The sequence below is a fragment of the Arthrobacter sp. P1_B11 genome, assembly GCF_056406715.1.
The window spans coordinates 17,662-30,850 of record NZ_JBFTZQ010000034.1; the positions used below are offsets into that span (position 1 = coordinate 17,662).

Sequence of the window (13,189 nt, forward strand, 5' to 3'; positions counted from 1 at the left end):
GCAACCCGCTTCGCGCCTCTGGGGCTGCCACATTGGGGGAAGCATTGGCCACTTACGCACTGCCCGGCTCGAACAACTTTCCAAGCACTGAGGTCGTTGGAGAGAGCTGGCGAGAGAAACAGATTGCCGCCGCAATTGGCGGCAAACCACGAGCCGACAAAGAGGTCGAGGTGACCCTTCCAGCAGCATTGGTGCCTGAGCCCGACAATCCCTATGATCCGAATGCCATTTCAGTTCGGGTGCGAGGTCACGTTGTCGGCTACCTATCGAAGGAAGACTCGGCGCGGTACCGGGAGCCGATTCACCGGATTGCGGCCAGCGGTCACGAAGCCACGACTACGGCCCGCATCTGGGCTGTAGTGCGGAAAGGCTATGACAACCAGGGTCCAGCCCGTTTCTTCTCGAGCGTCCGCGTAGCTCTGAGCGAGCCGCATTTGCTCGTCCCGAGCAACGGCAGGCCGGCATCGGCCCACCGGCTCCTTCCTTGGGGCGGGGCGGTCCAGGTTCTCGGCGAAGAGGACCATTTCGACGTGGTGTTCAACCATGTCCCGAGAGAGGGACACGGGCTGGCCATTGTCACGCTTCACAAGGACCTGCAGAAGCTCAAGAACGGCACCGAGAAACCGTTTCTCGAAGTTCGCATTGATGGGGAGCGAATTGGACAGTTGAGCCCGACGACCTCGGCGCATTTCCTTCCAGTGGTTGATCACCTTGAGGCGGCTGGTCTGCACCCCGCCGCTTGGGCCACCATTAAGGGTTCAAGCCTCGCGGCCCAGGTCACAGTCCAAGCTGCGAAGGCAACTGAGGTATCTGATGAATGGCTCCACGGTGCCCCGGCTGAGTTCCCTGCACTGGTGGCTGAAGCCGCGCACTATAGCGTGCCGCCTGCCTACGTCGAAGAAGAGACTGCAGACCGGAACTCAAGCTCGACGTCCTCATCGAAGCGGACAACCCCCACTACTCGCGGCTCCGCAGCGAAACAGGGCGGCAGCGGGTGCTTAGGACTAATCGCGCTCATTCCCGGAATGCTGGCAATAGCTCTCATTAGGCGTGTTGTGCCTAAATACAACGCCCGCGAGCTGGACGAGTAGCAGCGTTTATGCAAGTCCCGGCTGTCCTGAATCAAAATCAGGTTGGGCCTGCAGGCTTGAATCGGTTACGAGGTCGCCACCAGCCTCTGTTTGCCTGGAGATTGAGCCCATGGGCCAGAGATGGCCCTCACCCCGCTAAGACTTGCGCAGCGAGGGTGTCAATGGGTTAGCCGCGGACGGCAGCCACCTGCACGCCAACCCACGCATCGCGGAACTTCTGCACCTGGGCGGGGTCGGCGCCGTCGTAGGACGTCGCGCTCGTAATGCTGATTGCTCCAACAGCCGGCAGCGACCGGGCGTGTTCGATGACACGGCGGACAACGGCCCGCCCAACCCCGCAGCCCTGAACGGCGGGATCAACCGCAAGCATTCGGAACTCCAGCTCATCGTCGCGAGCGATCTCGCTGTACGGCTGGCCAGCGAAGGTCAGCGTCACGGCCGCAACCACTGCGCCGGAAGCCTCGGCCACCCAAACCTCGGCATGCTCCGCCCGGTGTTCCACGTTGTCCAGCACACGCATATACGGGTGGTCGGCGGCGAAAGGCCCAGCATGGAGATACGCCTCGCGGGTGATTCTCCGGACCTCTGAATCGGCGGTCGTTGCCTGCCTAAAAACCAGGTTCACCGCCCAGCAACCCCGGCTTCAGCCACCCGGGCAACGTACTCCTCCAATCGAGCCAACGCCGGCTGGGAAGACGGGTCGCCCACCGCATCGGCGCCCACCGCGTTAGCCACGGCCAGCGCCGTGGAGTAGGCGAGCCCCGCCCGCAGCGCCAGTACCAACGCCGCGCAGAACGCATCGCCTGCCCCAATAGTGTTGGCCACCGTCACAGCAGATGCCGGCGCCTCGGCCACCTTCCGCCCGTGCTCGAATATCGCTGAGCCGTCCTTACCGTACGTCACCGCCACGAGCTTCGCATCAGCCAGCGCCGGAATCAGCTCGTACTCAGTCTCGTTGACGATCACCAGGTCGCAGCGCTCCAAGAGCTCGGCTGGCAGGTCCATGGCCGGCGCCGCATTCAGGACGAAGAACCCGGAGGACTTCCGCGCCGCCTCCACCACCACAGGCAGGCCGACCTCCAGTTGGCACAGCACCGTCTCGTCCGGCCCGAACTCCACGCCCTCCAAGGAGAACCCGGAGTTCGCCCCCGGGCACACCACGATCTGGTTTTCGCCCTCCCGGTCCACCACGATCAGTGCGGTGCCCGTCGCGTCGCCGTCGAGCACGGCCACGTCAGCGGTGTCCACGCCTGCCTGAGAAAGAGACTCCAGCATCAGGCGGCCCTGGGAATCGTCGCCCACCGCGCCGATCATCCGGGCACTCCCGCCTAGGCGAGCGGCGGCCGCAGCCTGATTGGCCCCCTTGCCGCCAGGCTGCTGCTGCAGGACACCGCCGCCGATGGTCTCGCCGGCGGTGGGAAGCCGGTCCGTGGTGGCGATGATGTCGAGGTTGATGCTGCCGACGACGGTGACGGCAGGAAGTCGAGTGCTCATGGGAAGTCCTATCGGGTGAAGCCAGGGCGGCTGGATTAGGAAATAGTGTACGCCATGGTTGTACTTGTTCGTCATACATGGTTGTATAACAACTCACATCCCAAAGGCAGGACCCCGCCTGCAGAACAAAGGAGTTTGATGTGAACAGCCCAACCCCGGTCACCACCTCGCCGCCAGCCGTAGTCGGTATCGAGACAAACGCAGACCAGCCCCGCTTCGCCGGCCGCCGTGCCGCCCTCCTCATTTCCACGCTGCTGCTCGGTGTGCTGTCCTTCCAGCTCAACGCCAGCATGGTCACCCCGGCGCTGCCCCAGATCGCCGCCAGCTTCGGCCTAAGCGCCGACAGCGCCGGCCCCGTGCAGTCCATGTTCTTCCTGGCCGGCGCGATCGCGGGACCGGTGATCGGGCGCTGGAGCGACTTCATCGGCCGCCGCGCCGCGCTGCTGCTGGTGCTCGGCATCATGGGCGCCGGAACCCTACTCTGCATCGCAGCCCCGACGCTGCCCGCGCTCATTGCCGGCCGGTTCCTCCAGGGCGTTTCAAGCGCCGTCTTCGCCCTCGCGTACATCGTCCTCAGCGAGAACCTGCACGCCCGGCTCTTCGGCACCTCCGTGGGGATTATCGCCGCCATCAACGGAGGCATCGGCGGCGTGGACGGCTATGTCGGCGGCCTCATGGCCGAAACCCTCGGTTTCCGGTCCATCTTCGTCGTCGTGCTGGTGCTGACCGCCGTCGCCGCCGGATGCATCCTCAAGATCGTCCCGAAGGGACGGCCCCGGGGGGTCCGCGGCGCCATGGACTGGTGGGGAGCGGGCTCGCTCTCGGTGTTCCTCGTCTTCATCACCTACTTCGTCTCCGGCGGATCGGCCGCCGGCTGGACCGTCCCCAGCACCCTGGGCCTGCTCGCCGGCACCGTCGCGTCCTTCGCAGCCTTCTGGATGATCGAAAAGAAACGCAGCCACCCGCTCATCGCCGTCCACCACCTGCGCTCCCGGCAGGTCTGGCCCGTCATCGCCACCACCGTCCTGACCCTGGCCGGCATCTTCGCCGTCATCAACTTCACCGTGGTCCTGCTCAGCCAGGACATCCACCACGGCTTCGGACTCAGCGCGTCCGTCTCCGCACTGCTGTTCCTGACCCCCGCCGCGCTTATCGGCGTCTTCGCGGCACCGCTCGCCGGCTGGCTCGCCGACCGCCGCGGCTGGATCAAGACCCTCCGGGCCGGCACCGGGCTGAGCCTGGCCTGCGCCATCGCCGCCGCCACGTTCTCCGACAACCAGGTGGCCGTGATGATCGCCGTCGCATCGCTCGGCATCTTCTACAACGGCTTCTTCCTGACCGCCATCAACGGCCTGTCGGTTCTGCTCTCGCCCAAGGAAGCACCCGCCGCCCTGCCCGGCATCAACGGCGCCTCCTTCGGCATTGGCGCGAGCCTCGGCGTCGTCATCGTGGCACCGTTTGCCGCCCAGGCGACCTCCGCCGGCTACGCGACGGCGCTGTGGATCTCGGTGGCCATCACGGCGGCCGCGTTCATCGTCAGCCTCTTCGTCGCCGCCCCCAAGGGCGAGTCCCTCTGACATCCCACCCCAAACCCAGCACCAACGAAACGAGAACCACCGCCATGACCGCACCCACCAGCCGCCCGTTCTACCTCGACTGCGACACCGGCATCGACGACGCCCTCGCCCTGGCCTACCTGCTCGCCTCCCCGCAGGCGGACGTCCGGGGGATCGGCACCGTCAGCGGCAACGTCAGTGCCGCCGTCGGCGCCCGGAACACCCTTGACCTGCTCCAGCTCGCCGGGCACGCGCACATCCCCGTCGCGCTCGGCGCCCATGATCCGCTCGGCGGTTCATTCCGCGGCGGGGCGCCGCATGTCCACGGCGCCAACGGCATCGGGGAGGTCTCGCTGGAGGCGGCCTCTGTTGAACTCGCGTCCGAGACCGCGGCGGAAATGCTGGTGCGGCTCGCCAACGAACACCCCGGCACGCTGCGGGTTCTGGCTATCGGCCCGCTCACCAACATCGCCGAAGCCCTCCGGCTGGACCCGGAGCTTCCCCGGCTGGTGGAGGAAATCACCATCATGGGCGGCGCGGCACTGGCCCCGGGCAACATCACGGCGGTGGCGGAAGCGAACATCGCCAACGACCCCGAGGCCGCCGCGGACGTCTTCGCCGCCGACTGGAACATCGCCCTGGTGCCGCTGGACGTGACCATGTCCAACGTGCTGGAGGAAAGCCACCGGCAGGAGCTGCTGGCCGCCGGCCACCCGGTTCCGCAGGCGCTGGGGGAGATGCTCGGCTACTACTTCCGGTTCTACGAGGGCATCTTCGGCCGGGCCTGCTCCGCCATGCACGACCCCCTCGCCGCGGCGCTCGCGGTGGGCGGCATCAAAGCCGCCGTCGCCCCGGTGGTGAGGGTCGACGTCGACACGACTTTTGGGCCGGGCCGCGGCCAGACCGTCTGCGACCTTCGCGGACTCTACCTGGACTACCCGGAGCAGCCCGGCGCCCGCTGCCGGGTTGTGCTGGCGCTCGACGGCAACTTTGCGCCGCACCTGGTGGAGGTGCTGCTGGGTTTGGCGGTGGCGCCGCTAAGCGGAGCCGTTCCGGCTCTGGCCTGAACCGGCATAGGCGGCGGGGGCCGCCATCGGGCCGCCCCTCCAGTACTTGCCATCACCGACGATGGGCCAGGGTTCGGCTCTCTGCGGTCCCCGCGCCCCGGAGGGCGCGAGCGAGTCAGGAGAGCCAGTCGGCGTAGCGGGTGGGGGCGAGGTGAGCGTCCTTGTCGGTGAGGACGTCCCCCTTGACGACGGCGAACATGCCGGCGTTGGGGTCGGTAACGACGGTACCGCTGTCGCCCTTGCGGGACAGGGTGATCCGGCCCAGCTCGTCCAGGGAGAAGATCTCGGGGCCGGCGATGTTGCGGATGCCATTCAGTGGGGCGCCCGCGGCAACCTCCGCCACCGCATTGGCAACGTCCTTGGCGGCGATCGGCTGGATCGGCGTGGCGGGCAACCGGACAGTGTCGCCGTCGGTGGTCCAGGACAGGACCGCGTCCACAAACTCCATGAATTGCGTCGCCCGGACGATGGAGTAGGGGATCGGCCCGGCCGCGAGGATGTCCTCCTGGAGCGCCTTGGCCCGGTAGTAGTCCAGCTCCGGCACTTGATCCGTGCCGACAATCGAGAGGATGACGAAGTGGCCGACGCCGCCCTTCTGGGCCGCGGCCAGAAGGTTGTCCATCGAGGCTTGGAAGAAGGCCGGGGAGGCTTCGTCGAAGGTCGGGGAGTTCGTCAGGTTGACGACGACGTCGGCTCCCGCCAGGGCCTCGTCCAGGCCTTGCCCGCTGATGACGTCGACTCCGGTGGACTGCGAGTGGGGTACCGCCTCGTGCCCGGCGGCGTTCAGATTCTTGACGACCTGCGACCCGATCAGCCCGGTACCGCCGATGACTGCGAACTTCATGACATGCCTTTCGTTGGGAGAATGTGCAATACATGGCGCATGAACCACGTGTGGGTGGCATGTACCAAACTCGGATAACTTCTGTCGGAGTACATCGGCCGAGGGCGTTCGGTGTTAGTAAGCATCGAGGAACGTGGCCGTCTCGTCCAGAGGCGCCCGGCCCGTACGGGCGTCGCCCACTGTGACGTCCCGGAACCCGATCGACATGCCACAGAAGAGGACAAGCTTGTCCGGCGGTGACAGGACCTCCGCGACGGTCTTGTGATACTTCGCCCATGCCATCTGCGGGCAACTGTGCAGCCCTTCGGCGCGGAGGAGCAGCATGACGGTCTGCAGATACATGCCGACGTCGGCCCATTGGGCCGGGCCCATGTCGCGGTCGATGTAGCAAAACAGGGCGGCGGGCGCGCCAAAACAGTCCCAGTTCGCGGCTGCGGCCCTCTGGCGCGCCTCCACGTCCTCGCGCGGAATACCGAGTGCCCCGTAGCGCTGCTCGCCGAAGGCGGATCGGCGCTCGTGATACGGGGACTTCAGCGCGGGCGGGTACATCTCGTACTCCGGCTCGTCCCAGGGGTCGCCTGCGGCCAGGCGCTCACCGGCCCGCTTCTTGAGTTGGGCCAGCGGCCCGTCGGTCAGCACGTAGGCGTGCCACGGCTGGAGGTTCGATGACGACGGCGACCAGGCCGCGGCGGACAGCACGTCCTCTAGCACGTGCTTCGGGACAGGCTGGTCGGTGAATCCGCGCACCGCTCGTCGGCTCGTGACCGCTTCATAGACGTCCATGATCGGCTCTCTCCAAATCTCTCAGCGTGTTTATCTCTGTCACATACGAGATAGTATCATTCAATACTATCTCGTACATAACTATCTGCGAGTATGAATCCTCGGCCCTTGGTTCCCCGCCTCGGGCACCGTTCTTAGGAGAAAATCCATGGCCACGCTGTTGCACATCGACTCGTCCGTATTCCCCGGCGAAGCGTCCTCGTCCCGGTCGGTCGCGGACGCGTTCCGCAAAGCCTGGGAGGAGCAGTTCCCGGATGGCACGGTGATCTCCCGTGACCTCGCCGCCAACCCTGTCCCGCACATCACCGCCGACGCCCACACCGCCGGTTTCGCCGCCCCGTCCGAGCGCACCCCGGGGCAGTCCGCCGCGCGCGGCAGGCTCATCGAGGAACTGGAGCAGGCGGACGCGGTGCTGATCGGCGCCCCCATGTACAACTTCTCGATCCCGTCGACCCTCAAGGCGTGGCTGGACAACGTGATCCTGCTCGGACGTACCGCGGGCGAGAGCCCCTCCGCGCAGGGAACCCCGGTCACCGTCGTCGCCAGCCGCGGCGGCTCCTACGCGCCGGGCACTCCGCGCGAGGGCTACGAGTTCGTGCTGAACTACCTGGACGCCGTGCTCAGGGGCACCCTCGGCATGGACCTGGACTTCATAGTCCCGGAACTCACCATGGCCACCCGCAACCCGGCCATGTCGGAACTCGTCCCCCTTTACGAGGCCTCCCGCCAGCRCGCCTTCGAGGACGCGACCACCAAGGCAAAGGAACTCGCGGCGCGCCTCGCCGTGTAACCCCCGGGCCATGGACGCCGTGTGACGCCTTGACCCAAGGCGTCACACGCCGCCTTCGCCGCCTTCGCCGCCTCCGACGGCGACAGTGGCACTCCCCGAAGCCATGGCGGGGCGTAGTGATGATGGTTGCAGCTGTCAGGGGCGGGTTGGCCGCGAAGTCTGAATGGGACGAAGGGCGCCACGTGGCAATCAATCCGTGCGCAGGCGCGCTTACGCCTCAGTGCCCGCGGGATAGGCAATCCGGGTCAGCAGAGATGTCAGTTGCTCGGGCTCGCCGGGCCCCAGGTCGGCAACCAGGCGTTCTGCGAGCGGTTCCGCCGCCACATGGGCTGCATCGAAAAGCTCGAGTCCCTGAGGGGTGATCTCCACCGCCCGCGCCCGCCGGTCCCCCGGAACCGCCTTGCGTACGGCCAGCCCCTTACGCTCCAGGTCGTCCACGACCCGCATGATTCCCGCTTTATCCGAACCCGTCGCCGCGGCAAGGTCCCGCTGCACTGTGGGCCCGCGGTCGACCAGTACGATCAGCACGGCAAAATGCCGCAACTCGATGCCGAGCGGCCGAAGTGCTTCTGCCATCACGGTGGCCGCGCGCCAGTGCGCCTGGCGCAGCAGCAGGCCGAGAGCGAAAGGCGATTTATCACCGGGGCGGTCTGTCGCACGCGAAGCGGTGGTTTTGCGAGGAGCATCGGGGGTCATGAGGCCACATTACAGCCGCCGATTCATTCGATACGGTATCAATTGAAATGAAGTTCCGGCTGCGTCTACTGCGGCCCTGTTACGTCACTCCGGGTGGTCTGGTCAGGACCGGGGGCCCACATCGCGGCCGAAGAGCTCGTCCTTTTGTTTTTCCCCGACGATGACGCGGGCGCGGCCTCTTGCGGGGGCAGTGCTTGCAGGGCAAGGACGTTGGCCCCTGTTTCATGGAACCGGATATGCGGTAGCAGTTGTCCCGAAGTGGGACTGGATGACCTCTTGAAGCGCTGCTGAGTAGACGTCTTCGCCGTATGCTGTGACGTGGCCTTCGTTGGCTGCCTGAACTGCTTCGATGATTTCCGGGTGAGCCCCGGCGTAGTTATCTGAGGGCGAAGCCCCGGTATGCCGGGTCGTGCAGGCGCCCCGCCAGTACGTGCGGGACGCCTGCTTTGGTATCAACGCTGACGCTCATGCCGGTGCGCCGCCCACGAGGTGGCCGGCCGTGAGGGGCAAGCGCTGCCCGTTGATCTGTTCTGCCTCCAGGTCGAAGATCCGCTGCACAGCGTCGGCAAGGACACTGACATCGGTGAAGCCCGGAAATTTCCGTTCGGGCTGGGCTGCGCGCATCCGGTCATCGACCAGAGCCTTGACGACGAAGACCAGGGCGGCTGAGTGCTGAGCGGAGAGGGGGCTTTCGTTTCCTCCCTGCAGGTGCCGGAATCCGTCGGCCACGGCCAGGGTCCATGCCTCAGCGGCGGACTTGACGGCGGCATAGGCGGCGCCGTCCGCTGTCGGCGAGGAAGCGGACTGTGCGGAAACGATGGCCAGGCGACCCGCAGGGGAGGTAGCCAAGTCATGGTAAAAAGCGCGACTGGTGTTCCTCAGGGTGGTGAGGACGCTGGTGTGCAGGAAACCCCAGTCTTCATCCGTCTGGCCTTTAATGCCGGTACCGCCTCGCCACCCTCCTACAAGATGGATAAGGCCGTCCACGGGACCCAGATCGTTCCGGACAGACGTCGCCAAGTCCTCAACGGCTTGCAGGTCCGCGAGGTTGCAGACATAGCCCGTGACGTTGTCGTACGCTGCCGAGAGCTCCTGCACTCGGTCCTCAAGAATGTCCACGGCGGTCACGCGTGCCCCTGCTTGCGAGAGGGTGCGGACTACCGCGACGCCGGCAGCGCTTGTCGAACCGGCGACGACGACCGTACGGCCCGAGAGGTCCTGGCTCATGCGCCCGCCTCGCCCTCAGTCTTCACAGGGCTCTGACCGGTGATCCCGGCAGTTGATTCAATGACCGAAGACATCTTCTTCTCCAGAGCCTCGTAGAACATCGACAGAGGGAATTCGTCATCAAGGATCTGGTCCGTCAGACCCCGGGGAGGGCCTTCGAGCGGAAGGGCCTCCGGTCCCTTGGCCCACACGGAGGCTGGGTGGGGGGTGAGGCTTTCCGAGACGAGCTCGTAGGCAGCCAGCCAGTGTGCGGTCTTCGGCCGGTCGATTGAACGCCAGTAGAGTTCCTCGATGCGGAGACCCAGCTCGACGACCACGCCGGCGACGTCCTTCCAGTCGATGCTCAACTTTCCATCGGTCCAGTGCAGGACTCGGTGCTGGTGCATCCAGGCGAACAGCAATTGGCCGCCCACTGCGTCGTAGTTGCGGACCCGGTTCCCGGTAATCGCGAAGCGGAAAATGCGGTCGAAGATCACGGCGTACTGGACCAGCTTGGCGTGCTTGCGGGCGTCCTCGGAAGCCGTTTCGTCCCGCTCGATGAGGACTGATTCGCGGAAGGCGGTCAGGTCACAGCGGAGCTCCTCCAGGGAGTACAGGAAATACGGCATCCGCTGCTTGATCATGAACGGGTCAAAGGGCAGGTCACCGCGCATGTGGGTCCGGTCATGGATCAGATCCCACATCACGAAGGTCTTCTCCGTAAGGTGCTGGTCGTCGATGAATTCCGCGGCGTCAGCCGGCAGGTCCAGGGAAGTGATGTCGGCAGCAGCTTTTAGGACGCGACGGAACCGGGCAGCTTCGCGGTCCGCGAAAATGCCTCCCCAAGTGAAGGAGGGGGTGCTCCGGACCGCAACGCTCTCGGGGAAGAGAACTGCGGAGTTCGTGTCATAGCCGGGCGTGAAATCGATGAAGCTGATGGGGACGAACAGCTTGTTGGAGTAGTTTGCTGCCACCAGTTCAGCGACGAAAGAGGGCCAAATGACCTCGATGAGGACGGCCTCGAAGTAGCGGTTGGTGCTGCCGTTCTGCGTGTACATGGGGAACACAACCAGGTGCGGCAGCCCATCGATGCGCCACTGCTCGGGGTGGAAGGCTACCAATGAGTCGAGGAAATCCGGTACGACGAAGCCCTCGGACGCCCACTGCTGGAAGTCCTGCACGAGCAGTTCAAGGTAGTCCAAATCGTGGGGGAGGTGGGGGCGCAGGTCGTTGATTGAGTCAGTAATGATGCCGACATACTGGCGGGCCTGGCCGTGGTCAGCGGGTTCCGGAACGGAACCGTCCTGCACTTGAACCTGCTGCAGCCCGATGACGGCTGCCTTCAGAGCCTGCCATGCCGGGAGCGCCTTGAGGTCTTCTGCCCGGGTGGTTGTCACTTCCGGGTTTGCGATTACAGACATGCTCGTTCCTTCCGTTGAGGGGATTCCTGAAGAAGCTAGCAGTGCGTAAGCATTCGTGAAGGGTTATTCTCTCATGCATAAGGAATCCTTTTGCTAGCAGCCGTCTCTTCACTGCTATGCCTGCGCTTGACCTTAAGGTCGGGTGCCTTGGGCATCCCACAAACCGCGCATCTCGATTGAATAGGCCGGGGCTCCAGCGTTGTTCGGGTGGCTCGCGGACACGCCTGGCGTCATTCGCCTAACGCCGGCCGCGTGCCATAGCAGATCGACAGAGCTGCTTACTCGGCAAGTGCGATCAAATCAGCAACCCTTACGCTGAAATCGAGTAACCCATGCCCATGCGTAAGGACTTGACCCGTCGGGCGTGCAACATTCGCCACGCCAAAGGTCGCCTCCTTCACCTGTGTTAGCTTGATCACCATCCTTCCCGGCCCGGGGCTCCGGAAGGCTTAAATCCACCGCAGCTACCTTTTCGGAGGCACCATGGGACTTGGCTCCCACACGCAAAAAAGTGATCGGGCTATTGCTCCCGGCACCACCCCTGAAACCGCTCTTTGCTCCGGTTCAGGACTGATTCTTAGCTCCCTTGGCGGTGTTGCATGACACCAACGAGCGGAACTGCCGTAGACATCAAACCCCAGGAAACAGCACAACAGGGGCCCTCCCTTGCGATAGGGGCAGATCGCGCTTCCGGCGAAACCACCAACGAACTCAAGCGCGGGCTAAACAACCGCCACCTGCAGATGATCGCTATCGGCGGTGCGATCGGTACCGGGCTGTTCGTGGCCTCGGGCAGCACCATTTCCCAGGCGGGTCCCGGCGGTGCGTTGGCCGCCTACGCGCTGGTCGGGCTGATGGTATTCCTGTTGATGCAGTCACTGGGCGAGATGGCGGCCAAAATTCCAGTCGCCGGTTCTTTCCAGTCCTTTGCCACCCGTTTCGTCTCCCCGTCCTTTGGGTTCGCGATCGGCTGGAACTATTGGTTCAACTGGGCCATCACGGTGGCCGCCGAGCTGGTCGCGGCCGGGATCATCATGGACTTCTGGTTCCCGGGGGTCCCAGGATGGGTATGGGCCGGGATCTTCCTGCTGGTGTTGACCGGGCTCAATGCCCTCTCGGCGAAGTCCTTTGGTGAGTCGGAGTTCTGGCTCTCCCTGATCAAGGTCAGCGCAGTGGTGCTCTTCCTGATCGCCGGCGTGCTGATGATTTTCGGCATCCTCGGGGATAACTCTCCGGGACTGAGCAACTGGGAAAACCGGGATGACGTGTTCCACGGGGGTTGGGTCTCGATCATCTCGGTCTTCATGGTTGCCGGGTTCTCCTTCCAGGGCACCGAGCTCGTGGGAGTCGCCGCAGGCGAAGCCAAGAACCCGCGTCGCGAAGTGCCGAAGGCTATCCGCACTGTCTTCTGGCGCATCATGCTTTTCTACATTGGTGCCATCTTTATCATCGGCTGCCTGATCCCGTTCACCGATCCGAGCCTGCTGGCCTCCGGCGAGTCCGACATTGCAGCGTCGCCGTTTTCCCTGGTCTTCTCGCGCGCCGGAATCGCCTTCGCAGCGGCCTTGATGAACGCCGTGATCCTGACCGCAATCCTGTCCGCGGGCAACTCCGGACTCTATGCCTCCACCCGGATGCTCTACGCCATGGCCCATGACGGCATGGCCCCGAAGATCTTCGGCCGAACCAATGCGCGTGGTGTGCCGATCCCGGCGTTGCTGGCGACCGCGGCCGTGGGACTCTTCGGGTTCCTCTCCGCGATCGTCGGTCAGGGTGCAGCCTACTCCTGGCTGCTGAACATGTCAGGCCTATGCGGCTTCATCGTCTGGGCGGGAATCGCGGTCTCCCACTACCGTTTCAGGCGCGGCTTCCTGGCCCAGGGAAACAAAGTCAGCGACCTGACATACAAAGCATCCTTGTTCCCCATTGGCCCACTGCTGGCCTTCGCCTTGCTGATACTGGTAATCGCGGGACAGAACTACGAGGCTGTCCTTGCCGGACGGACCATGGAGGTGCTTTCCTCCTACATCGGGTTGCCAGTCTTCATCGTTCTATGGCTGGCTCACCGCTTCATCACCAAGTCCAAAGTGGTGCCGCTGCTCGAGATGGATCTCACGGCACCTAAGGACCGCGAGGACGAACCCAGGGGCGGCACCCAGTAACCATGCTGCGCGGGCTTCCACGCATTGCGAGGCCCCGCGGTAGCCGAGGGCCAGAAGGGTTAGAACGCGGGATCTAGAC

Annotated in this window: 12 protein-coding genes; 5 read left to right on the top strand and 7 right to left on the bottom strand. The window is 64.8% G+C overall.

Annotated elements, in window-relative coordinates; translation table 11 throughout:
* The first annotated feature begins 44 nt into the window (after positions 1 to 44).
* Positions 45 to 1,091 carry an HIRAN domain-containing protein gene (locus AC1D14_RS19940; RefSeq protein ID WP_476969064.1) on the top strand — a complete coding sequence of 349 codons (1,047 nt, stop codon included), beginning with the start codon at positions 45 to 47 and terminating at the stop codon, positions 1,089 to 1,091.
* A 166-nt stretch (positions 1,092 to 1,257) separates the two neighbouring features.
* Here AC1D14_RS19940 and AC1D14_RS19945 read toward each other — a convergent pair whose 3' ends face one another.
* The gene (locus AC1D14_RS19945) at positions 1,258 to 1,716 is read right to left on the bottom strand and encodes a GNAT family N-acetyltransferase (RefSeq protein WP_476969065.1); all 459 of its coding nucleotides are present in this window, start codon (positions 1,714 to 1,716) and stop codon (positions 1,258 to 1,260) included.
* The gene (locus AC1D14_RS19950; RefSeq protein ID WP_476969066.1) at positions 1,713 to 2,585 is read right to left on the bottom strand and encodes a ribokinase; all 873 of its coding nucleotides are present in this window, start codon (positions 2,583 to 2,585) and stop codon (positions 1,713 to 1,715) included. The genes AC1D14_RS19945 and AC1D14_RS19950 overlap by 4 nt, the downstream gene beginning before the upstream one ends.
* A gap of 140 nt (positions 2,586 to 2,725) precedes the next feature.
* On the opposite strand from AC1D14_RS19950, the gene AC1D14_RS19955 reads away from it, so the two are divergent.
* Together AC1D14_RS19955 and AC1D14_RS19960 are read left to right on the top strand one after the other, a co-directional pair.
* Complete coding sequence (locus AC1D14_RS19955) at positions 2,726 to 4,162, top strand: MFS transporter (RefSeq protein WP_476969067.1); 1,437 nt, start codon at positions 2,726 to 2,728, stop codon at positions 4,160 to 4,162.
* Between the two features lie 44 nt (positions 4,163 to 4,206).
* The gene (locus AC1D14_RS19960) at positions 4,207 to 5,208 is read left to right on the top strand and encodes a nucleoside hydrolase (protein ID WP_476969068.1); all 1,002 of its coding nucleotides are present in this window, start codon (positions 4,207 to 4,209) and stop codon (positions 5,206 to 5,208) included.
* A gap of 115 nt (positions 5,209 to 5,323) precedes the next feature.
* On the opposite strand, the gene AC1D14_RS19965 is transcribed toward AC1D14_RS19960, so the two are convergent.
* Both AC1D14_RS19965 and AC1D14_RS19970 read right to left on the bottom strand, forming a co-directional pair.
* The gene (locus AC1D14_RS19965; RefSeq protein WP_476969069.1) at positions 5,324 to 6,052 is read right to left on the bottom strand and encodes an SDR family oxidoreductase; all 729 of its coding nucleotides are present in this window, start codon (positions 6,050 to 6,052) and stop codon (positions 5,324 to 5,326) included.
* 114 nt (positions 6,053 to 6,166) lie between these two features.
* On the bottom strand, positions 6,167 to 6,835 hold the full coding sequence (locus AC1D14_RS19970; protein ID WP_476969070.1) for a nitroreductase: 669 nt from the start codon (positions 6,833 to 6,835) through the stop codon (positions 6,167 to 6,169).
* 148 nt (positions 6,836 to 6,983) lie between these two features.
* On the opposite strand from AC1D14_RS19970, the gene AC1D14_RS19975 reads away from it, so the two are divergent.
* Complete coding sequence (locus AC1D14_RS19975) at positions 6,984 to 7,625, top strand: FMN-dependent NADH-azoreductase (RefSeq protein WP_476969071.1); 642 nt, start codon at positions 6,984 to 6,986, stop codon at positions 7,623 to 7,625.
* A 210-nt stretch (positions 7,626 to 7,835) separates the two neighbouring features.
* Here AC1D14_RS19975 and AC1D14_RS19980 read toward each other — a convergent pair whose 3' ends face one another.
* The 3 genes from AC1D14_RS19980 to AC1D14_RS19990 form a co-directional block, all read right to left on the bottom strand.
* Positions 7,836 to 8,321, bottom strand: a complete 486-nt coding sequence (locus tag AC1D14_RS19980; RefSeq protein WP_476969072.1) for a MarR family winged helix-turn-helix transcriptional regulator — start codon at positions 8,319 to 8,321, stop codon at positions 7,836 to 7,838.
* A 465-nt stretch (positions 8,322 to 8,786) separates the two neighbouring features.
* On the bottom strand, positions 8,787 to 9,548 hold the full coding sequence (locus tag AC1D14_RS19985) for an SDR family NAD(P)-dependent oxidoreductase (RefSeq protein WP_476969073.1): 762 nt from the start codon (positions 9,546 to 9,548) through the stop codon (positions 8,787 to 8,789).
* Positions 9,545 to 10,948 carry a DUF6421 family protein gene (locus AC1D14_RS19990; RefSeq protein ID WP_476969074.1) on the bottom strand — a complete coding sequence of 468 codons (1,404 nt, stop codon included), beginning with the start codon at positions 10,946 to 10,948 and terminating at the stop codon, positions 9,545 to 9,547. Before AC1D14_RS19990 ends, AC1D14_RS19985 begins: the two co-directional genes overlap by 4 nt.
* A gap of 599 nt (positions 10,949 to 11,547) precedes the next feature.
* Between AC1D14_RS19990 and AC1D14_RS19995 the strand changes: the two genes are divergently transcribed.
* On the top strand, positions 11,548 to 13,110 hold the full coding sequence (locus tag AC1D14_RS19995) for an amino acid permease (RefSeq protein WP_476969075.1): 1,563 nt from the start codon (positions 11,548 to 11,550) through the stop codon (positions 13,108 to 13,110).
* The last annotated feature ends 79 nt before the right edge of the window (positions 13,111 to 13,189 follow it).